Genomic DNA, 21,708 nt, shown 5'->3' on the forward strand with positions numbered 1-21,708 from the left:
TCAATAAAAAGCAAACATACCTGTATAACTTCTTCAACCCGATAGTATTTTCTCCATAACCCAACTTGTATGAAGTGCGCTTTCACCGCTTGATGGGTGTGGTTGCTGAGCATGAAAATAGTTCGCCATGTTTTCAACATGATATTGTTGAATATGCGCGGGGTTATCAATTACGAACTGTTGTTTGCCCTGTGCGTTGTTAAGCAAAATCGGTTTTTCGTCAAAAACACTAAAGCTAAGCTCGCCTTCACTGCCAAAAATCATCACATCATCAAAACGATTAGATGAAGCAAAGTTCCAGCTCCCAGTGCCGGTAACACCAGATTGATGCTGCCAGTGCGCGGTAATAGCATCGAACGCAGAATATAAGCCTTGTTGATTAGCACATAAACCATGCACCTTATTAAAATCACCTAAAAGGTAAGCAAGTAAATCAAGACCATGGCTGGCTAAATCGTCGAAGTAACCTCCTCGTGCCACGTTTTGATCTGTGCGCCAGTTGTATTCACCCGACAAATCAAGAGCGTTAGGAGCTTTACTTAAATGCCAACTTACATGACGAGGCTTACCAATGGCACCTTGCTCAAGTAATTGTTTAACGTGATTAAAGCGTGGTAATGAACGGCGATAATAAGACACAAATAGCGGCTGTTTAGCCTCTTTAAATGCTGTAACAATGTCAAGGCTATCTTGATAACTTGGCGCCAGTGGCTTTTCGATACAACACGGTTTACCTGCCGCAGCAACCTCAAGAGCAAACGCTTTATGGCTATCTGGCGGCGTGGCAATATACACGGCATCAACACTGTTATCGTTAATGAGTTCGCTCGGCGATGCGAACACCTTTGCAACATTGTGGCGTTTAGCATAATCATGGGCTTTTTCTAAGTCGCGGCGTGTTACCCCAATAAGCGCAATACCTTCTGCGTGTTGATAAGCAGGGCCGCTTTTCACTTCGGTTACAGCACCACAGCCGATAATGGCAAATCGCATTGGCTTATTCATTGCTAATCCTTTATTTTTAAGTACGTTACAAATTGCTGCTGCATGTAGCCGTTTATTTTTGCATGAGCAGGGCTCCAACCTGCTAAAAAGCGATAAAAATCGCTCCATGCGTAACACCAAAGCGCTCGCCAACTGCTAACAACATGCGCTGGGTTTACATTTGGTTGATAACGTTTTAGTGCCTGTGTGAGGGTGTCAAAATAGCGATTTAAATAGTCATCTGCAACTGATTTTAATGCCGTATCATTTAAGCAACTGCCTAAAAAATACATGACATCAATCACCCCAACACCCCTGCCTACATATTGAAAATCATAGCCAAGAACATGCTGGTTTTGTGGCGCAATAGCAAAATTGGCAAGCTTAGCATCACCATGAATTAATGTTTGGTAAGGTGACTCATTCAACGCAGTATCAATAGCGTGTGCCTGCGCTTTTAAGCTTAAATCGCTCATACGCTTTAGCTCATCGGGCCGTGTTGCTAAATGCCAATAACTACCTCGCGGCCAAAGGCCATCGGCAGAGCTTGCTAAATGAAAAGCATGAAAGTGTGCAAGCCAGTTTATAATTGCTTCAATGTCGCGGTGTGTAGCACTTGCTTGCTGGTAGCCAAGTGCACTGAAATCACTAAATAACAGCGCTTGCTTACTGCCCTCTTGGATTGCCTCAATACAATGAATAGCCGCAGCTTCATGGGGCAATTGCTTAGCGTAATGCCGATACCAATTAAATTCGACTAAGTAAGATTGCCGCTTTCTGGCAAGCGCAAAATCACTTTGTTTTATACGACTATGATTAATTTGACTTGGCACTTCAATCGCTTTAATTACCCTAGCAGCACCATTCATTTGGCAACGAATAATCTCACCGCAACCACTCCATACTGATGCCGCTTGCCGTAGCTCTGTAATGTTTGAAAAGTGAGAAGTAACAAATTGCCTAAGATCCATAACGCTCTGTAATTTATATAAACCGATGGCAATGGTAGGTGATATTGGCTATTGGTACAACGACCTATAAGCAATAAAAAACCCGTGCTAAGCACGGGTTTTCGAAGATAAAGTCCTAATACTGCTCAGGACTTGCATTGTTGAATTACTCGTTTACCACACTTTTAAGTGGGTTTACTGGCTTTGCATTGTCATCCAGTAAGTTCATGTCAAAGTCGAACTCATCAACACGAATCGCTTTTTCACGTTTCTTGTTGTAATCAATCAGTTTTGCATACTCTTCTTCGTTGATAACACTTGCAACAAGTGCATTATCAAGCGTTTCTGCAAAACGAACACCCGGCTTAATAGTTTTAGCACGCAGTGCTTTTTTAACTTTTGCAAGTAAATCAAGGCACGCCATTTTCGCTTTGTACGCTTGCTCATTGATGTAATGACCATCACCTTCAATTGGATTAACCAAGTGAGTGATTTGCGCTTTAAATGCCGTATCCATTTGCGCTTGAGTGGCAAGTTCACGGATTAAATCATCGCTGATTTTAGGCATTTTCATTGAGTAGTTCATCGTAATGAAACGCATGAACTTACGAGTACCACTTGCAGGGAAGTTATCTAAGAACTTATGCAATGCTTCTTCAGCGCTTTGTAGTGCAAAGCGAGTCGCATAATGGAAGTAAGGCGCAGCTTGCTCACGTTCACTGCTTGCTACTTTTTGCTCGTAGTATTTAATTGATGCCATCGCCGCATACAAGAAGCTCATTACGTCGCCTAAACGTGCAGATAGCATTTCTGCTTGCTTAAGTTTGCCGCCCAGTACCAATAACGAGAAGTCAGCGTAAACTGCAAGTTTTGCAGATAATTTATGCGCTGCTTTTTCGTATTCACGTACTTCGGGTAGTGACGATTTAGCACCGGCAGTAAACGGTAATACACCTAAACGGAAAGCACGTAAGCTGTTAGCTACGCTGTAACCTACTGTTTTACGTAAGATGCTGTTGAATTCTTTATCTGCATTTTTGTCTTCGCTATGGATAGACTCAACCATAGATTGAAGGTAAGGGTGACAACGCATTACACCTTGGCCAAAAATCATTAGGTTACGAGTAAGAATGTTTGCACCTTCAACCGTGATTGCGATTGGTTGTGCAACATATCCACTTGCTAATGTATTTTGCGGGCCATTTTGAATTGCTTTACCTGCTTGAATATCCATTGCTGAATCAAGCACGTTACGACCGATTTCTGTCATGTGGTATTTAGCAATAGCAGTGACTACAGATGGTTTTAAGCCCATGCCTAAACCTTCTGTTGTTAATACACGCATTGCTTCTTGAAGATAAGTTTTACCTGCGATATCAGCAAGCTTCTCTTGAATACCTTCGAATTGACCAATCGCCAGACCAAACTGCTCGCGAACTGCTGCGTACTCAGAAGCACCTTTAAATGCTACCTGTGATGAACTAACACCTAGTGCCGGTAAAGAGATACCACGGCCTGCACCTAAACAGCTAACCAGCATCTGCCAGCCACGGCCGATGTTCTTTTGACCACCAATGATGAAGTCCATTGGTACAAATACTTTTTCACCGCGAGTCGTACCGTTGTAAAAACGGATACCCATAGGATCATGACGATTACCAAGTTCAACACCAGGGTGATCTTTAGGAATTAGCGCACAGGTAATACCGAGGTTTTCTTTGCCACCGAGTAAACCATCAGGGTCAACTACTTTAAATGCTAAACCTAATACTGTCGCAATTGGCGCAAGTGTGATGTAACGTTTGTCCCAGGTAATTTCTAAACCTAGCACTTCTTCGCCATTAAACTGACCACGTTTAACAACACCGATATCTGGAATACCACCCGCATCTGAACCCGCTTCTGGGCTAGTTAGTGCGAAACAAGGAATGTCGCGACCATTTGCAAGACGTGGTAAGTAGTGATCTTGTTGCTCTTTAGTACCAAAGTGAAGTAATAGCTCACCTGGGCCTAATGAATTAGGAACCATCACGGTTACCGCAACCGCAGAACTCTTAGTCGCGATAGTCGCAACGATTGTTGAGTTTGCATATGGGCTGAATTCTAAACCGCCGAATGATTTAGGAATGATAAGCGAGAAAAAGCGCTCTTTTTTCAAGAAATCAAGAATGTAGTCAGGAAGATGAACACCATTTTGAATTTCAGAATCATCAATCATTGATAATAATTCTTTCACAGGGCCATCTAAGAATGCTTGCTCTTCAGCGCTCAGCTTAGCTGCTGGCACGTCACGAAGTGCATCGAAATCAGGTTTACCTTGGTAGATTGAACCTTCTAACCAAACATCACCCGCATCTAACGCTTCTTGTTCTGTAATTGAAATACTAGGTAATACTTTTTTTAATTTTGTACGTAAGCTCATAATAAACTCATCCGACCAGATAGTAATACCTACATTACGTCATAAAATAAGCAATAGATCAATTGGTCCAACCAGTTTTTTTAACATTTTTTTATATTTATTTTTTCTTTGCATGCTAAGCACTTGAATACAATGGGTTTACACGTGTAAGCTCAAACGCTATTTTTTATCCCAAAATGGTTAACAACTAAAGGCTGACAATAAAAAGCCCAACTAAAAAGTTGGGCTTAGGTGTAAATGCTGAAGGAATGCTTTATAGCTCATCCTCGATAGGGAATAACGAAATAAACCACACTTGAAAACGTCGCCAAGAAGAAGTTTGTGGCTCTTCATCAAATTGCTCATTACTCACTGTGTCGAGCCAAACTAAATCATCACCCTTTAAATCAACTTTCCAAGCATACTCAGCCATATCAATATCAACCCACTTTGATAATGATCGGCTTAATTTAGAGCTGTTGATCAATACACCCATTTCAGTATTTAAATCAAGTGAGCGAGGGTCAAGGTTCATGGTACCGACAAAGATCTTTTCATCATCAAAGGTCATGGTTTTTGCGTGTAGGCTTGCTTGTGATGACCCAGTAACCTTACGCCCTGCTTTGCGCTTAACGGCCATCAAGTCACTTGGCTTTAATTCCCAAAGTTTTACCCCTCCAGAAATTAAATCTTTGCGGTACTTTTTATATCCTGCATGCACAGCTGAGACATCCGTGGCGGCTAGTGAATTTGTTAGCACAGTAACGTTAACGCCCTGCCGCACCCAGTTTGTTAGCAACTTAACGCCTTGCTCTTTGGGAATAAAGTAAGGCGAAATGATAATAACTCTTTGCTGTGGTTGCCCAAGTCTTTTAAGTAAACGTGGCGACATATTTGACGACTTTTCACGTACATCATTTAAAACCTTATCAGGATGGTCAAAAAACAGCTCTGAGGTTTGCCAGTCAAATGTAATTTCGTCATCAAGCAAGCGTTTAACAAACTCGCTTTCATGTAGCTGCTGAACATAATTGCTCTGTCGGTTTTGTTCAACATAGGTCGACAATGTTTTAGTGATATCTATAAGTGATTGTTCATCACGTTTACCGTGTAAATCTTCAACTGGATAAGACAATTGATGATTCCAATATAAATCAAATGCTTTTGATGCATTTGGAACAATTTCACCAACACTCATTACATCTAAATCAATAAACTCAGAATGATCTTCAGCCGAAAAGTACGCATTACCAATGTTTCGCCCACCAGTAATAAAAATACGATTATCGACTATAAAGCTCTTATTATGCATGCGCCTAGAAAGCTGTCTAAAGTTGGTAATAAAGCCGAGCGCCCTAAAACGACGGTTAGGGAATGGATTAAATAATCGAACTTCAATATTAGGGTGAACAGCCAGAGCGGCTAAATCAAGCTCACTGTCGGCTTGCGATAAGTCATCGAGCAACAAGCGAATTCTTACCCCCCTATCTGCGGCTTTTAATAAAAAGGCCGTAAATAAAATGGTGGTTTGCTGCCTGTGGTATAAATAGTACTGCACATCAATGGTGTGCTCTGCAGAATCAATGAGCGCCAACCTAGCTACAAAGGCATCGACCCCATCTGCTAAAGGATAAAACCCTGATAACCCAGGATGATTATTACCCACTGCATCTCCTATGGTACTGGGTGTATCTGCTGCAATGGCATAGCTTGGTTGAATGGACTCTCGTGAAGGTAATTGCGCGCAGCCCGCGGTGATTAAAATCAGTACTGCACAAAAAAGTGATTTTGAAGAGTCTATTATCATGGCTTCCTACCAATGACCGTGTGATACACGTATCTGCTTTGTTATAACCCTAATAAATGAAGGGGTTAAAAGCAAATAAAAACTCGTAAGTATGGGGATTAATTAGAACAATTGAACGAAGAAAAAATAGTTAAGCACGCATGCTTAAGAGCAAGTAACTACGCTACTTGCTCAGTGATATCTGCAATTTCGATCAGTTTGCGATTAAGAATTTTTTTACAACAACCGCAACACTTGCCGCACTGGCTACCCACTTGCAGCTCTTTTGATAAATCGCGCATCGTCATAGCGCCATCATCAATTGTTTGTTCGATTTTTTTATCAGTCACACCATGACATAAACAGATATACATGAATGCAAACCACTCTCATTTCTCTTGATGGTCAGCATATTAATCTAAACGGTAATAGTTCGCAATAGTGTTATAGGCAATATTTGCATAACTTTTATACTGAAATTTCATAAATGGCACACAGCTAAAAATTTTCCCTTATGATTTGGGCAGTTAGTTAAAGGCGAATAAAGAAAAAATTTCTAACTTTTTTGAGAGGGTTTGGTTTGGAGTTGAAAGAAAAAGAGAGGATGGCTCAGATACAGAGCATTGGTAAATAACAGAGAAGCCAACACTTCAACAACTGGAAAAACATGCGCCTTGATTAAGGGAAGAGCAACTCGTCCTTAGCTGCTTTTAAAAGTTCATCCCATCCCTCAGGTGGATGACCAGAATTTAACATCTTTTCGAATACTTTGTAGGCATCGGTTTTACTACCGTATGCACGTTTATTATTTTCATCATTGACCCATGCATAAACGATGATTTTTGACCCTAAATGATATCGAAAAAACAAACGGTATTGTTGGAAGAACTTTGCTCTAAACCAGTGCTTGTTATCATCACCTAATGTGCTTCCTTGGCGAAATTCAGGGCTGGTAGGATCGTGCGGTATGAGTTCAAAGATTAACCGTTGAATAGCGGCTAATCGTTTCGTGGCATTTTTTTTAAGGTAGCCCTTTGGATCTTTATTCCGAAGAGCCTCAACTTGAACTTTAAGGCTTATGTATTGCTCTTTAAACAATGGATGAGTGTAAAGTGTCCAACCATTTACGACCATTGGTATCGTTTTTTGCAAACTTACTCGTCCTCATCCAATAACGGAGCATCTAAATCGATTTCAACACCTTCAATCAACACATCAACGTTTTCTCGCATACTTGTTGATAACGGTTCTATTCTTTCAGGATGAGCCTGCATATCACGCGCTATGAATGATAAGAACTCGCCAAGCACAGGATCGCTTTCTTGCACTGCTGCACGCGAAATAACAACGCTGCCATCAGATTGAATCGTGTATTTAATTTTATCTTTTTTACCTAAGTGCAACGCCTGACGAACAGGGCTAGGCACCGTAGTTTGAAAACGGTCTGTCAATGTTGATTCAGTTTCTAAAGCAACTTGTGCCATAACAACCTCTGTCTTTTATTTGCTTCATTAGCTTTGATTCTAGTACGAACGAACAGGCAATGCAAATGCATTACCTTTTTAAAATGAGCTAGAAAATACTCAAGTTGCTTAATGCTGTAAGGGGGGACTTGTCTAGACCTCAGCTAGCTGAGTGTGCGCTCATTCCCTTACGGTGTAACATGATACAAAGCACCTGCAAACTCTAATCGTAGTAGCCTAGCCATCCTTTCACGTATCAATCTTGGTTAGTTAATAACTAAAAATTAGGCTTCAATAATCTTAAAGGCAAAAAGAAAGACCTGACCCTGTTTGTTTTTCCTTTGCCGATTTCAAGCCAATCTGGAGCTATTGCTTGTCTCATTAGTGGCTCCGACACAGATTGCACAATCAGCTAGTAGTGTAGTGCACTGTTCTACTGGGGTTTATTGCTATTATTTTCAGGAAAAACATAAGAAACAACAATCTTTTTCTTTTCCTGATCAATGGAGTTAATTTTAACTGAAACAATTTCACCTTCAGACATCTCAGGTATAGACTTTTCATTATGTAGCAGAACTCTCAATCCTTTTTCTAGTTCCAGAAAATAGCCAAAATCAGTTCTCGTAACTACTTTTGCTTTATGAATAGTATTTATTAAGTATTTACTTACTTTATTCCACGGACTTAGCTCTTGGTGAGCGTCTTTAAAAGAGGCATTAAAGGGTACTGTTGAGCTATCAAGCACCATTGCATCTAAAATATCACCTATGGAAAAATAGTTGCTCATTCCCTTTTGAACTCCATAAATATTCCATGATAAATTAGGAATGTGAACAATCCCTTCGTAACCATCTGCCTCTACTAGAACACCATATTGCTCAATGCTTTTAACTTTTACTGAAATAATTTCATTCGATTGAATTTTCAAACCAAAATCCTCACTAAGTATTATTTAGCATTAAAAACGGAGCATCTATGGGGCAGGTATTTCTTTGCCACTACCTGACTCAAGTTTGAATAGTGTAATTAAAATAATCATCCAACTCTTTTCTTTGCTCAACAAAGTAAGCAAACTTTCGGCTTGCTATCGCTTTAGATTTTCCAAATTGAAGTAACACTTTGTCGATTTCAAGCCACTCTGGAGCTTGTGCTTGCCCATCACAAAATGCCCAACATTTTGATGACTTTTATTAAACATTGCTTATAAACAACATTGGACTAGCTAAAAGGCAAAAAGAAAGACCTGACCATTTAGTGACACTTTTTAGATGCTACGCTAGTAACGCTTTTTCATCAAAGCCTTGCTCATGTAATTTGACTACAAGCTGTTCAAGCAGGTCATCTTTTTCAGGGGCTACAGGCTGCGTTAATAGTAAAGAAGTCACATTGCCAAAACCAGGGTGCTCAAAATCAGGGCTCTCAAGGCCATGTTGTGCTCTTAGCGTTAGCAGCATAAGTGCAGCATAAGGTGTAAATTGCCAGTTCATATTATCGAACTCAAAAAACATCTTACTCGGTGGTGATGCAACCTGAGTGACTTGATCGTCACATAACTGATTTAGATAAGAGGTAACTTTTGTTAAGTCTGTACTATCCCAGTTATCTATAATAGATTGGTAAGCAAAATCATCTACGATCGGTTTTAAAGTATTGTCACCTTTGACCCTATCAAACAGCAAGATAATAAAATCACCAATATGACTTTTCGAACGGTTTATCCAATTTTTCATGTAACCATTTTGAAATAATTTATAAAATTGCTGCGCATAATCATACTGATGTAATAAAACAGCTGTAGCTAATTGAAATACACTTCCAGGTGATATCACTCTTTCATTATCTTCCCCGAAGCGAATAACACAGCGCTTTTGTCTTATATGAGCAATAGTTAGCTGATAATACCCATAGCTCAAATAATATCCCAACTGCTCGATATTGAGTACGCTACCCTTCACTAAACTAGCTTGTGCCTGCATTTCATAAAAATAACCTGGAATTGACAATTCAACATTAAGCTTTTCCCAAGGAGCAAAAGGTAAACTCTCATTAAAAAATTCTTCACCTTTTGTTTTGCCATGTTCTAAGTAAAAAGTAATTCTCGTTATATTTCTATCGTAGACATTTCTATACTTTTCTGGGTTTTTAATTGCTTGCTTACGCTTACGTAAAAATTTTTCTAATATTTTGTCCATTATTTACCAACTGGGGTCATTGAGGTTGTAGCAGTGTCAGCAAGCATCTAGGGGGCAGGTCTTTCTTTTGCCACTACCATACTTCATGCTTGAATTGTGCAGCTTGAAATAATCACCCAACTCTTTTCTTTGCTCGACAATTACAGCTAACTTACGCCTTGATGTTGCTTTAGATTTTCCAAATTGGGGTAACACTTTGCCGATTTAAATCCATTCTGGAGTTTGTGCTTGCCCATCACAAAATGCTCAGCATTTTGATGACTTTTATTAAACATTGCTTATATATGACATTGGACTAGCTAAAAGGCAAAAAGAAAGACCTGACCATTTTAGTGACAGTTTTTAGATGCTACGCTAGTAACGCTTTTTCATCAAAGCCCTGCTCATGTAATTTGACTACAAGCTGTTCAAGCACGTCATCTTTTTCAGGGGCTACAGGCTGCGTTAATAGTAAAGAAGTCACATTACCAAAACCAGGGTGCTCAAAACCAGGGTTTTCAAGGCCATGTTGTGCTCTTAGCGTTAGCAGCATAAGTGCAGCATAAGGTGTAAATTGCCAGTTCATATTATCGAACTCAAAAAACATCTTACTCGGTGGTGATGCAACCTGAGCGACTTGATCGTCACATAACTGATTTAGATAAGCGGTAACTTTTGTTAAGTCTGTACTATCCCAGTTATCTAAAATAGCTTGATAAGCAAAATCATCTACGATCGGCTTTAGGGTATTACCACCTTTTACCTTATCAAACAGCAAGATAATAAAATCACCAATGTGACTTTTTGATCTATTCACCCAGTGCTTCATGTAACCTGCTTGATATAACGTATAAATTTGGCGAGCATATTCATTATTATGCAATATCACTGCAATACTTAGCTGAAATACAGATGTTGGTGATACCAACCTTAAAGGTTCACGACTAAAGCGATGTGTGAAGCGTTTTAGGTTATAGTTTTCTATCATAAGCAGGTGATATCCATAAGTTAAGCATATGCTTAACTTACCTAAATCAAGTAAGTTATCATCTACAAAACTAGCTTGTGCATCCATCTCATAATAATCACATGGAATTGACAACTCTGTATTTAATACCTCCCAGTTAAAGAAAGGCAATTTATCATTGCTAGGTATACCTCTTTTCGTTTCTCCTTGCTCAATATAAAAATTAAGCTCTTTTGTATTATTTATATAAACCTTTCTATACTTTTCAGGATTTTTTATCGCCAGCTTACGCTTACGTAAAAATTTTTCTAATATTTTGTCCATTATTTACCAACTGGGGTCATTGAGATTGTAGCAGTGTCAGCAAGTATCTAGGGGTCACAAGCATCTAGGGGTCAGGTCTTGCCTTTTGCAACAATCTTACTAACACGCGAATAGTGTAATTGAAAATAATCACCCAACTCTTTTCTTTGCTATCAAATTAAGCAAACTTTCGGCTTGATGTTGCTTTAGATTTTCCAAATTGAACGAACATTTTGTCGATTTCAAGCCACTCTGGTGCTTGTGCTTGCCCATCGTAAAATGCCCAACACGTTGAGAACTTCTATTAAACCATTGCTTATAAACAACATTGGACTAGCTAAAAACCAAAAAGAAATACCTGACCCTATTTGTTTTTTCGTTAAACTTTACTCAGCCTCTAGCTTTTATGTTTCTCCAATTAATTTTTTTGTTCCACTTGAAGCTTATAGGCACCATTTTCTGAAACTATTAAGCCTATACCATTACTGTAAATACAATCAGTTACTTTTCTATTTTTGCCATAAATACAAGATTTTGACTTTACAGTGTACCTTCCTTTTGGAGGTTTTATATACTTTCCATCGTTGTAAAAAGCAAAACTATTAAATAATCTCTTAAAATTATAATTTTTTGAAAATGGATCATCACCTTTTACTTTCTGCTCTGATGGAGAAATGCACCTTGAATTCAAATGAGTATAAGATAAGTACATATTTAATTTTTCATCCACAATATAAAAGTCAACCCCTCCAATAGGGCGTAAGCATAGATTACGATCATCCATATCATTTCGTTCTAAATTATCAGAGCTTGAAATAGTTAAAGTTACTGTATCTTCATCTAACTTTTGGAGTGCTAATTCTATTTCTTGAGAGTTGGCCATTGTTGTAACTAATATAAGAAATATTATGATTTTAGGCATATTTAAATCTCTTGCTTTCCAATAGTTATTATCATCTTTTAAAAAGCTTCTCTTATCCTTCATGCTATCTCGGACAAAGTTCATCCCCTATTACTGAGACCCATAACTTTAGAGTTTGACAGCCCCCATTGATAAGCCCTAATTTCATTCCAAAACCATGGGGGCAGGCCTTTCATTTTGCCACTATCTGACTTTGTGCTTGTACATCGTAAAATGCCCAACATTTTAATGATTCTTATTAGACCATTACATAAACACACCATTTGATTCGTAAAAGTAAAAAAGAAAGACCTGAGCCTGTTTGTTTTACTAATAGATATCTTTAACCTCTTTTATAAACTTTGTAAGAACCAAAAAACTATGAAATCAGTTATCAATGTAGGCACTTGCAACTATGATACTTTTACCATCCTTAGATGGATAAAAACTGTTCCAGTTATCACCATCAAAGATAATCACTTGTCTATTTTGTTCATCTACATAAAGATTACGCTTTCTTGGTTTAGCTGTGATTTCTAATAGCACAGCCAGATCCATCCAAGCTTCAGAAATTTCATCACTGCATGTAGTAGATTTTTCTATATTTTTAATTTTATTAATCAAATCATCAAAATTAATCATATCGTGTTTAAATGAACGCCCATTGTTTATTGAATATTCAATTATCAAACGCTCACCTTTAAATTTTATAATCTCGAATTTATAAACTTCAACATCCAAAAAACCTCTACTTATAAAATCAGATTTTGCAGTTAATATTTCTTGTCCAAAAATAACCTTCTTCTCAACCTCAACTTTATATTTTTTAAATATACCTTCAATATCTGTTACATAATCAATATCAATAAGCCTTACAGCTTCCAGTGACTTTTCACACGAAAAAGCAGGGAAAGCTATTATCAAAAATAAAAAAAACCTCACCAACATCACATAGTTTCCCCTCATTTTTGAGCTATATCTCTTATACATGACATTTCAATTTCATTAATAGTTTTCATGAAAGAGTTTGATTTATAATAGTACTGATCTGCAGTTAAGGTAGCACCCCAAACTCCTAGTATCCCCCGAGCTTGAACCATAGGGGTCAGGTCTTTCTTTTGCCACTAACCGACTCGCGCTTGAGTAGGAGTAATGAAGCTTAAGATAATCACCCAACTTTTTCCTTGCTCGACAAATAGCTAGCGCAAATTTTCGGCTTGCTATCGCTTTAGATTTGCCAAATTGAAGTAACATTTTATCGGTTTAAATTCATTCCGGAGCTTGAGCTTTCCCATCACAAAATGACCAACACGTTGAGAACTTTTATTAAACCATTGCTTATATACAACTTTGGACTAGTTAAAAGGTAAAAAGAAAGACCTGACTCTATTGGTTTGCATCCTAAAACACTACTTTTTGACACTCAACTCAAAAATCAGGTTTTCATTCCCTTCTTTAAGGTAAGCAATTTTAACAACTCGCCCCTCTTGGATTGTATCTGAATCATGCTTTCTATTCGCAAAAAAGGAGTTTTCAGTTCCGTAATCATTGTACTTAAAGCGTACTCCATCGACAGTAAAAACCTCTTCTCTACTATTTCTTTCAACAATTTGAATATCTTCAATAGCTCCTTCAACTGTAGAATAATTTCCAGAATCTATGTCATTAGATTTTAATACTAGGCAATAAAATGGCAGTGACTGCATTACAGAAAAGCCAAATAAAAATAAGAAGCCAAACCAGAAGTTAACTTTCTTTTCAAACTGTAGTTTATTTTCGTACCAGTATTTTATTTTCGGGCAGCACAATATTAGTAGAACAGAACAAACAAGTGAAAAATAAAACCCAAGCCTGGTGCCTGAAAAATCAGACTGAAAATAAAGTTCATACATTAACTAAATCTCCTATGGCTAATCTATGGGCCGAAGTTGCCGTATGAACCATGCTAGTTTCTTTTCCCCGAGCCAATATCGAACGAACACAAAATGGGTTCAGGCCTCTCTTTTTTACCTAAATTAAAGACTAAACTGAAGTGGTTATTATGATTTAGAAGGAAAATGTAGCTCGACCTCTTTGGATAGATAAAAGCTACTTACCATTATTCTTTATTTTTAAAGCTTAAATCATTATGACAAAAAGCATCTATTAAACCATCACTATCCGCTTTATTTATTTTTGCTTCTTTAGGGAGCTCTATATACAAATAATCATAGTTATATTTACCTTCATCAGTCATTCGATTAAGTTTATATCCAATCATGAATTTATCACCTCCACTGTAATCTAAAACTGATATGTTACAATGAGTTGTGTAGTTAATCGAAAATACTAATGAAGCTTTAGCATCTTCGAATTCATCATAGCTCCCAAATAGAGGCACTGAGAAACTATCTATTTCCCCAACGTACTTATAAAAAACTTCTTGTTTGTCAAAGGATGACCCTCCATCGGTATTGACAATTTTGACAAATGTATCAATTGCAGGCTTAATTTTTTCAAATCTAATACTTGTATTAATAGCTTTAGAAAAGAACGCATTCTCCGCATTAAATCCATAAGCCAAGCAATTTGTTGCTGCAAAGGTATCACCAGCAAAACTGCTTAACAAGTTAGTGTCTTCACAATATTCTGATATGGGCTGTAACGCCATGCAAATGCCACTTTGGAATAAAAGGATAAAAATTAAATACTTCATAGTATCTCCACTATTTAACTTGAGTCTCTTCGATTAGCTCAGAAAAAAACTGTTACGTTTTTTGGCATAGTGCTTAACCATAATCCACGAAAGAAACACAAGAGCCGACTCCTAGCTCTGTTGAACTCCATTCAATTTTATTAAAAAAACCATAATGAAAAACATTACTACAATTGCTATAGATGAGTATTTAATGGCTTTACAAGCCCACACTTTGTCTTCCCGATAGGATTCAACTCTGAACAGCTTAAAACCATGATAAATTGCACCTGTTCCACTGTAGTAGTTTATGAAAAGCTCTTTTTTTGCGTATTTTGGAGCTAAGATAAACAAAACCATTACAAACAAAAATAAAACAGCCGAAAGTACCATCAAAATAATAAGAAAATAATCTATCATTTCACCAGTTCACATTTACATATTTATCAGTAACTTACTATACCAATAAAAAGCAAGTTATGCTCCAACCAAACTTAAACACAATCTGGTGTTTTTAGTTGATAGTAAAGCACTGCGTTTGCTATTTTACGTCTAACACTAAATCAGTAATCGAGGACACATGGAAGCGCCTACTTTTGAATTAACCCGTGATAACTTTAACTCAATCTTTTTTCAGACTTTCATAAAAACGAAAGTGCAACCTGAAATACCTATCATAAGATGCGCAGTGCCTTTACCGAAAGCACAGAAATTCAAGGCAAAATTAATTACTGCCGTTATTTTCATTATTGCTTGCCACCTTGTTTGGAAAACACAATCCGGTGCAGGTGCAATTGCCGCTGTGGTCATTACTTATCTTAGTTATTTTTTAATTCAGATGTTTATTGCCAATAAGCGTTATTTCATCCATGAATCTCCCTTGTGCGAAATTAAAATAAACAAAGAAGAGGTTTACCTGCCTGCACTTTTATTCGATGACAGAAAAGCACGAACACTTAAAAGAGAAGATTTACTTAATGTTGAGGCCGTATGGAATTTTACACGCACCAAAAGCGGCTACGATATTAACGATCCACAACCTAGGCGTGCCTATCTATTTTCTGTTATTTTTAAAACTCGCTATGGTGATTCAATTCCTTTAAATGACTGGAGCTTAGAACATCCTGAGCTTTTCAAGACACTTGTTGAGTATGATTACCCAGTCACTATGATCAGAACAGCCAAACGCGGGTCACCAATAACAGTTCACATAAAATGGTTCTTCCTATTTACCTTTATATGTACTCTCATCTACTCACTTATAAAGTATGTAATTTAGCGGACTTATAAATATGCAATTGGCAAAGTAACTGCGAACAAGCCTTTGCCTTAAACTTACGCTTTATTGTTAAACAGCATACCAGAGTGATTACTAGACGTAGGAGCAAACAAAGAGTTTATCATCGTAGAAACATTACTTTTTACGGCAAGCTGGACTGCATTTATTTCTTCATCAAGTTGTTTATTAAGCTCTAGTAACTCACTTTCTCGTTGTTCTGGAGCTAGGTCTTCGTTACTTTTTAAACTATTAATCTTATTTTGTAACTCCTTTATTTTTACTACTATCTCTTGTTGTGTTTGTGATGTCTTTGGTTGAGCCTCAACTTCCGGTTCAGAATCAACGCCCGCTTCTTGTTGTTTAGAGCCTTGAAGGTTTGTTGCTCTTTCACTTGCTGGGTTTAGCTCATTTTTATTTTGCTGATCTAATAATGGCTCTTTTAGGAATGAAGATGTGTACGAAGTTAGCTGCATAGCTTTCCTATCGTTAATTTTTTGGCGTTTAGCTATAAACTTTTTAAAATCAAACTAGATGCACGATCCGTACCCATTTGGAACCCAAAAGCCATTATACGGCTAAATATGTCAAATCCTCTAAAGTTAGCGTTATTAAACTTTAATTTTGAATCCTCACTTCAAATAAACCAACACTAAAGAACTACTTTTTAACTTTTAAACAACCTTTTTTGATCTTTTTTTAAACACCGCCCGTACGCCTTATTGAAGTGGACACGTCGTAACGTCCGAACATACAAAGATATAAGGAACAACGATGAAATACATACTCCTGGCTAGCAGCTTACTTTTTCTCACCGCGTGTAGCGATGATGATGACGATAATACCGAAGTTGTTACCCCACCCCCAGTTCAAGAATTCACTCCAAGTAAAACCTATTCTGTAACTTTAAGTGGCAAACAAGAAGTGCCAATGAATGACTCAATGCAAACAGCGTCTGCAACGGTAGAGCTTGACGAAAGTTTAATGCAATTTCGTGCAACACTTGATGCAAGCTCAGTCGAAGGTTTTAGCGCAGCACACATACACGACGGCGATTTAGGCGCTAATGGTGATGTTGCTTTTGCATTTGAAGCCACTACCGATGGTATGTATGAAGTCGCAATTACCGACCTTGATGAAAGCCTAATTGCTGATTTAATGGATGGCGATTGGTATATAAACCTTCATACCGAACAGTATGCAAACGGTGAACTTCGTGCGCAAATTGTGCCAGATACAACGAGTATCATCACGTTTGTTTTAAATGGCGATCAGCAAGTGCCTATGAACGACAGTGACGCAATGGGTTATGGCTATGCATCTTATGATAGCGCCACGACAGAATTTCGGCTTCGCGCGGTGACTATGGGTGTTGATGACGCAACAGCAGCTCATATCCACACGGGTAAATTAGGCTCAAATGGTGACGTATTCGTAACTTTAGAGCAAGACGACGAAGTCATGACTGACTGGGTTGTACCAGAAGATACCATGATTGACAGCGACACTCTGGCAGTACTTTTAGACGGCGGTCACTATGTTAATGTTCATACGCCTGAATTTGCCGGTGGCGAAATTCGCGGCCAAATCTTAACAGACAACTATGCAGTTGCGACCTTTGACTTAAGTGGTAATCAAGAAGTGCCTATGGTCAACACCATGGCTGATGGTGATGGTTATGCCCTTGTTGATACAACAGACTACAGCGTAGAGCTTACTGTTGTAACATCAGGCTTAGACGATGCAAGTGCTGCGCATATTCATACAGGTCGTATCGGGACTAATGGCGATGTATTAGTGGCTCTTGAACAATCAATGGACGACAGTAACGTCTGGATGACACCAAGCAACACACAAATCAACGCGGATATTTTTGCAGTGCTGGCTTCTGGCGGTCACTATGTCAATGTTCATACACCTGCTAATGCTGGCGGCGAGCTTCGTGGGCAAATCCTAACCAGTAACTATGGTTTTACGAGCTTTAAACTAAGCGGTGAGCAAGAAGTTCCTGCTGTCGAATCTGATGCAAGTGGTGAAGGTTATGCATTAATTAACATGGATAACTATGGCTTAGAGCTATTAGTAAACACAATGGGTGTTGATGATGCGACAGGTGTACACATTCATACTGGCCGAATTGGCACCAATGGCGACGTTCTAGTAGCGCTTGAGCAGTCAACAACTGATGCAGGCATGTGGATGACGCCAGCAAATACCATGATCAACGCAGAGATCTTCGAGGTACTTGCATCAGGTGGTCATTACGTTAACGTACATACACCTGCTAACACGGGTGGCGAAATTAGAGGTCAGATCCTAACAGATAACTATCAACTCGTTACTTTCCCACTTAGTGGTATGCAAGAAGTTCCAGCGGTTGATACGATGGCATCAGGTAGTGGTTATGCATTAGTTAACATGGATAACTACCATCTAGAATTAAGAGCGTTAACCGAAGGTGTGAGTGACGCCACTGCTGCTCACATTCATACGGGTCGTATAGGCACTAATGGCGACGTACTTGCCGCGTTAGAGCAATCAAGCGATAACATGAACCTGTGGCAAACACCTGAAAACACCATGATCAATGCAGATATTTTTGCAGTACTTGCATCAGGTGGTCATTACGTTAATGTGCATACTCCTGCTAACCCAAGTGGCGAACTTCGCGGTCAAATCCTTACCGACAACTATGTGTTTGTCACCTTTCCGCTAAGTGGTGAACAAGAAGTACCTGCGGTCACAACGGATGCGTCTGGCGATGGTTATGCGCTAGTGAATACCAATGATTACAGTGTTGAGTTGCAAGTGCTTACATCAGGTGTAAGCGATGCAACTGCTGCCCATATTCATACCGGTGTAGCAGGTGAAAATGGCCCTGTGTTAGCTCCACTTGTACAAGACAGTGATGATATGAATCGCTGGATGAGTAGCACAGGCTTAATGATAGACGCCGATATCTTTTCAGTTTTAGTTTCAGGCGGTCATTATGTAAACATTCATACCCCTGCAAACCCAAGCGGTGAGATACGAGGCCAAATTCAATAAATATTAAATACAGAGGCCAACATACTTGGCCTCTTTTACTTACCTTTCAAGCTCAATTAATTTCACAATAACATCCCTCGGCGTCTGAATTAATAAACTGGCTATTAAAACCCGCTCGTAAGTTTGCAATTACTAACTCAACAAAGCCATTCTGACTTGAACACGCGAGTCCTTTTGATAATGGCCCTGCATACACAAGCTGTTGATTTTCAGAAACAAGTACTGCGGCAGGTTGAGCGGGTAATATTGCAGCAACCGCAGATGTTGGTTTAAGTTTTATTACTTCAATACCGTGCTCTGCTGCATAGCTGCTAAGGCTTGTTATGTGCGGTTGTGAGCGCTCTGAGCATACACAGGTATTTTCATCAATAATGTACAAGGTATCTGTATGGGTGATGCCAAGTCCCATACTTTGTTGAAATGTAGTCAGCCAGTTAGCTGTTGCCAGCTTTTTATCTGGATCAAAGGTGCTTGCTTGTTGAGAATAAGCAAATACCAAGGCTAATGCCACAGAGGCAACCCAAAGTAGAGTTGCCATTATCAGCCATTTGCTATTTGAATTTAGCAATACCTTGCTCCAGTACATCGATACTTACATCAATTAACTGTACGCGATCGGTGAGTTTTTCAATCATCAGATTATCGTTGGCTTGGTTAGCAATTAAGGCTTGTGAGTTCTCGGCAATAGCACGCGTATTACCCGCTTGATTTTGCACTACATGTGCAACCGATTGTGAGCTACTTGCAGCAACATTCACCTGCTCTGTCATCTCGGTAATTTGCAGTTTCATCTGCGAACTAATGGCCGATAACTGCTCTATAAGCGCAACACTACCCTGCATCGACTTAGTTGATGATGCGCTGTTTTGCATCAAGCTTTCAAGCGTATTGGTTATTTTATCTGTGGTGTTTTTGCTGCGTGTTGCTAAGTTTCTCACTTCATCAGCCACCACTGCAAAGCCGCGACCTTGTTCTCCAGCACGCGCAGCTTCAATTGCAGCGTTTAGTGCAAGTAAGTTTGTTTGCTCAGCAATTGACGAAATCTCATTGAGTAATTCTGAGATATGCGAACATGCACTCACCAGTTGGCTAATATTTTGGTCAGCCTCTTGAAGGTTATTAGCAAGCTCCGCCGTTTTGCTGTCGGTATTCGCCACTTCATTGAGTGCCTCTGTGGCACTTAAATGGAGCTGCTCAAACTGTGTTTGTAGTTCATTACTTTCTTGTTCAACATGGGCAAAGCCTTCGGCGACTCGCTCGCCTGACTGCGCGATATCTGCAGATAACTGCTCACGATGAAGTGCTTGCTCATGTAATTCGTCGTGTACTTCAAGTAATTGTTTAGACTGATTTTTTAAAACACTACTTTGGCTTTGAACATCACCTATCACACTCGATACAAAACCCAGTAAACGGTTAAAACCCGCTACGGCTTCACTGTGGGAGTCGTCTGCTCTTAAACTAATATTAATGCTGTTTTCGTCAGCCATTATCTGCTCAGTCGTTGTGCTTAACGATAAGCCAGAACTGCGTTCGCGGTGAAGGGTTTTAGCAATGTAACCCGCTACAATTGCTTCAACAATGGCATACACGGCATGAATAAGTACCGTGCTAAAATATAATCTGTCTGGGTCAAAAACGTATAAGCCTACTTCGTTAATCTGTAAAAAGTAAAAGCTCAAATGGTGAACGGCCACAAAAGCAAGTGCAGTTATAAACACGCGCCATTCAACAAACATGATCAATACGGCCATTAAAATGAAAATTTCAAAATGTACTTCAATAAGGCCGTAGCTTTGTTGGATGTGTAAAAACGAAAACATCATGCAACCGGCAGCTACAACATGAGCCGTTAATTTGCTCGTTGGGTATTGATGAAGCATCCAAAGTGGTAAAGACAGCAATAATAAACCAGTTACTACACCCGTTATCAAGGTCGAATAGATAAAGCCTAAAACCAAAGACTCAACAAACAATAAAAGGAACAAATAAGTAAAAAGGCGGCGCACACTCGTCATAGATAAAGCCTTAATGATTAAATACTTTACAAAAATACAATTAATCGAGCCAATACGGTTCGAACCGCATCGTGGTTCACTTTATTAATTGCAATAATGCTCTAAATTGATCGGTCCCTGCTTTTTCTAGCCATTGAAATATCACACTTTCTGTACAGGTAATAATAGCACCTGCTGCCAATAGCTGCTTAATTGCTAACTCTTTGTGTTTTTCGTTGCGTGATGCAATGGCATCTTCAACCACAAACACCTGATAGCCATTAGCAATTAAGTCTAAACAGGTTTGCAGTACACACACATGCGACTCTGTACCCGTCACCACTATTTGCTTACGATTGAAGCCAGCTAATTGTTGGTTAAATTGCGCTTCTTGGCATGCGCTAAAATGTATTTTGTGATAGCAATTATTACCATTTATGAAGGGTAAAAGCTGTTCACTACTTTTACCTAACTTGGTTGGGTTTTGTTCAGTAAATAAATAGGGAATGTCTAAAGCTTTAGCTGCATTTATCAACTTTTCGGTGTAATTAACAGCTTGGCCAAAGTCGCTTATGACAGGCTCAAGCCCTGCTTGAAGGTCAATAATTAATAACAAGGCATGATTCTTTTGACTTATAAATGAATGACGCATAACTTTCCCTTAGGTTGCCTATGGGCTATTTATAGCACAGCTAACACTATGTTGTACCTTAATTAAACATTTACTAATTTATCTTTTCAGCTGACTCAATAACATTCATAATTGTGCTATATTTTGTTAAAAATT

At 38.7% G+C, this 21,708-nt stretch carries 20 protein-coding genes; 2 read left to right on the top strand and 18 right to left on the bottom strand.

Features of this window, described 5'->3' with window-relative positions:
- Positions 1 to 33: 33 nt before the first annotated feature.
- The 14 genes from AOG27_RS19000 to AOG27_RS19065 all read right to left on the bottom strand — a co-directional run bounded on the left by AOG27_RS19000 (position 34) and on the right by AOG27_RS19065 (position 14,621).
- A complete protein-coding gene (locus tag AOG27_RS19000; RefSeq protein ID WP_054554569.1) occupies positions 34 to 1,005 on the bottom strand; it encodes a Gfo/Idh/MocA family protein in 972 nt (323 codons plus the stop codon).
- Positions 1,006 to 1,007: 2 nt separating this feature from the next.
- Positions 1,008 to 1,955, bottom strand: coding sequence for an aminoglycoside phosphotransferase family protein (locus tag AOG27_RS19005; RefSeq protein ID WP_054554570.1), 948 nt, complete (start codon positions 1,953 to 1,955; stop codon positions 1,008 to 1,010).
- Between the two features lie 145 nt (positions 1,956 to 2,100).
- A complete protein-coding gene (locus AOG27_RS19010) occupies positions 2,101 to 4,356 on the bottom strand; it encodes an acyl-CoA dehydrogenase (RefSeq protein ID WP_054554571.1) in 2,256 nt (751 codons plus the stop codon).
- 253 nt (positions 4,357 to 4,609) lie between these two features.
- The gene (locus AOG27_RS19015) at positions 4,610 to 6,142 is read right to left on the bottom strand and encodes a phospholipase D family protein (protein WP_054554572.1); all 1,533 of its coding nucleotides are present in this window, start codon (positions 6,140 to 6,142) and stop codon (positions 4,610 to 4,612) included.
- Positions 6,143 to 6,300: 158 nt separating this feature from the next.
- Positions 6,301 to 6,495 carry a (2Fe-2S)-binding protein gene (locus AOG27_RS19020; RefSeq protein WP_054554573.1) on the bottom strand — a complete coding sequence of 65 codons (195 nt, stop codon included), beginning with the start codon at positions 6,493 to 6,495 and terminating at the stop codon, positions 6,301 to 6,303.
- 304 nt (positions 6,496 to 6,799) lie between these two features.
- Positions 6,800 to 7,255, bottom strand: a complete 456-nt coding sequence (locus AOG27_RS19025; RefSeq protein ID WP_054554597.1) for a type II toxin-antitoxin system YhaV family toxin — start codon at positions 7,253 to 7,255, stop codon at positions 6,800 to 6,802.
- Positions 7,256 to 7,275: 20 nt separating this feature from the next.
- On the bottom strand, positions 7,276 to 7,605 hold the full coding sequence (locus tag AOG27_RS19030; RefSeq protein WP_054554574.1) for a type II toxin-antitoxin system PrlF family antitoxin: 330 nt from the start codon (positions 7,603 to 7,605) through the stop codon (positions 7,276 to 7,278).
- Positions 7,606 to 8,017: 412 nt separating this feature from the next.
- Positions 8,018 to 8,512 (bottom strand): S1 RNA-binding domain-containing protein, encoded by a 495-nt coding sequence (locus AOG27_RS19035; protein ID WP_054554575.1) that lies wholly within the window; start codon positions 8,510 to 8,512, stop codon positions 8,018 to 8,020.
- A 343-nt stretch (positions 8,513 to 8,855) separates the two neighbouring features.
- The gene (locus AOG27_RS19040) at positions 8,856 to 9,776 is read right to left on the bottom strand and encodes a hypothetical protein (protein ID WP_054554576.1); all 921 of its coding nucleotides are present in this window, start codon (positions 9,774 to 9,776) and stop codon (positions 8,856 to 8,858) included.
- 349 nt (positions 9,777 to 10,125) lie between these two features.
- Positions 10,126 to 11,046 (bottom strand): hypothetical protein, encoded by a 921-nt coding sequence (locus AOG27_RS19045; RefSeq protein ID WP_054554577.1) that lies wholly within the window; start codon positions 11,044 to 11,046, stop codon positions 10,126 to 10,128.
- A 397-nt stretch (positions 11,047 to 11,443) separates the two neighbouring features.
- Positions 11,444 to 12,010: a hypothetical protein gene (locus AOG27_RS19050; RefSeq protein WP_152967172.1), complete on the bottom strand. Its 567-nt coding sequence runs from the start codon at positions 12,008 to 12,010 to the stop codon at positions 11,444 to 11,446.
- A 303-nt stretch (positions 12,011 to 12,313) separates the two neighbouring features.
- Positions 12,314 to 12,916 carry a hypothetical protein gene (locus AOG27_RS19055; protein WP_152967173.1) on the bottom strand — a complete coding sequence of 201 codons (603 nt, stop codon included), beginning with the start codon at positions 12,914 to 12,916 and terminating at the stop codon, positions 12,314 to 12,316.
- A 419-nt stretch (positions 12,917 to 13,335) separates the two neighbouring features.
- On the bottom strand, positions 13,336 to 13,818 hold the full coding sequence (locus AOG27_RS19060; RefSeq protein WP_054554580.1) for a hypothetical protein: 483 nt from the start codon (positions 13,816 to 13,818) through the stop codon (positions 13,336 to 13,338).
- 206 nt (positions 13,819 to 14,024) lie between these two features.
- Entirely contained in the window at positions 14,025 to 14,621 is a 597-nt protein-coding gene (locus tag AOG27_RS19065) for a hypothetical protein (protein ID WP_054554581.1), read from the bottom strand.
- Positions 14,622 to 15,180: 559 nt separating this feature from the next.
- Here AOG27_RS19065 and AOG27_RS19075 point away from each other — a divergent pair.
- Complete coding sequence (locus tag AOG27_RS19075; RefSeq protein ID WP_054554583.1) at positions 15,181 to 15,879, top strand: hypothetical protein; 699 nt, start codon at positions 15,181 to 15,183, stop codon at positions 15,877 to 15,879.
- 56 nt (positions 15,880 to 15,935) lie between these two features.
- Here AOG27_RS19075 and AOG27_RS19080 read toward each other — a convergent pair whose 3' ends face one another.
- On the bottom strand, positions 15,936 to 16,352 hold the full coding sequence (locus tag AOG27_RS19080) for a hypothetical protein (protein WP_054554584.1): 417 nt from the start codon (positions 16,350 to 16,352) through the stop codon (positions 15,936 to 15,938).
- Between the two features lie 298 nt (positions 16,353 to 16,650).
- On the opposite strand from AOG27_RS19080, the gene AOG27_RS21325 reads away from it, so the two are divergent.
- Entirely contained in the window at positions 16,651 to 18,924 is a 2,274-nt protein-coding gene (locus AOG27_RS21325) for a CHRD domain-containing protein (protein ID WP_082389331.1), read from the top strand.
- 52 nt (positions 18,925 to 18,976) lie between these two features.
- Here the strand turns inward: AOG27_RS21325 and AOG27_RS19090 are convergent, their stop codons facing one another.
- The 3 genes from AOG27_RS19090 to AOG27_RS19100 all read right to left on the bottom strand — a co-directional run bounded on the left by AOG27_RS19090 (position 18,977) and on the right by AOG27_RS19100 (position 21,573).
- The gene (locus AOG27_RS19090) at positions 18,977 to 19,462 is read right to left on the bottom strand and encodes a DUF6436 domain-containing protein (protein ID WP_082389332.1); all 486 of its coding nucleotides are present in this window, start codon (positions 19,460 to 19,462) and stop codon (positions 18,977 to 18,979) included.
- Positions 19,463 to 19,475: 13 nt separating this feature from the next.
- Positions 19,476 to 20,942, bottom strand: coding sequence for a methyl-accepting chemotaxis protein (locus AOG27_RS19095; protein ID WP_054554586.1), 1,467 nt, complete (start codon positions 20,940 to 20,942; stop codon positions 19,476 to 19,478).
- A gap of 76 nt (positions 20,943 to 21,018) precedes the next feature.
- A complete protein-coding gene (locus AOG27_RS19100) occupies positions 21,019 to 21,573 on the bottom strand; it encodes an isochorismatase family protein (RefSeq protein ID WP_054554587.1) in 555 nt (184 codons plus the stop codon).
- Between the last annotated feature and the right edge of the window lie 135 nt (positions 21,574 to 21,708).

This window comes from Pseudoalteromonas lipolytica (genome assembly GCF_001306915.1).
In the GTDB taxonomy this organism is placed as follows: domain Bacteria; phylum Pseudomonadota; class Gammaproteobacteria; order Enterobacterales; family Alteromonadaceae; genus Pseudoalteromonas; species Pseudoalteromonas simplex.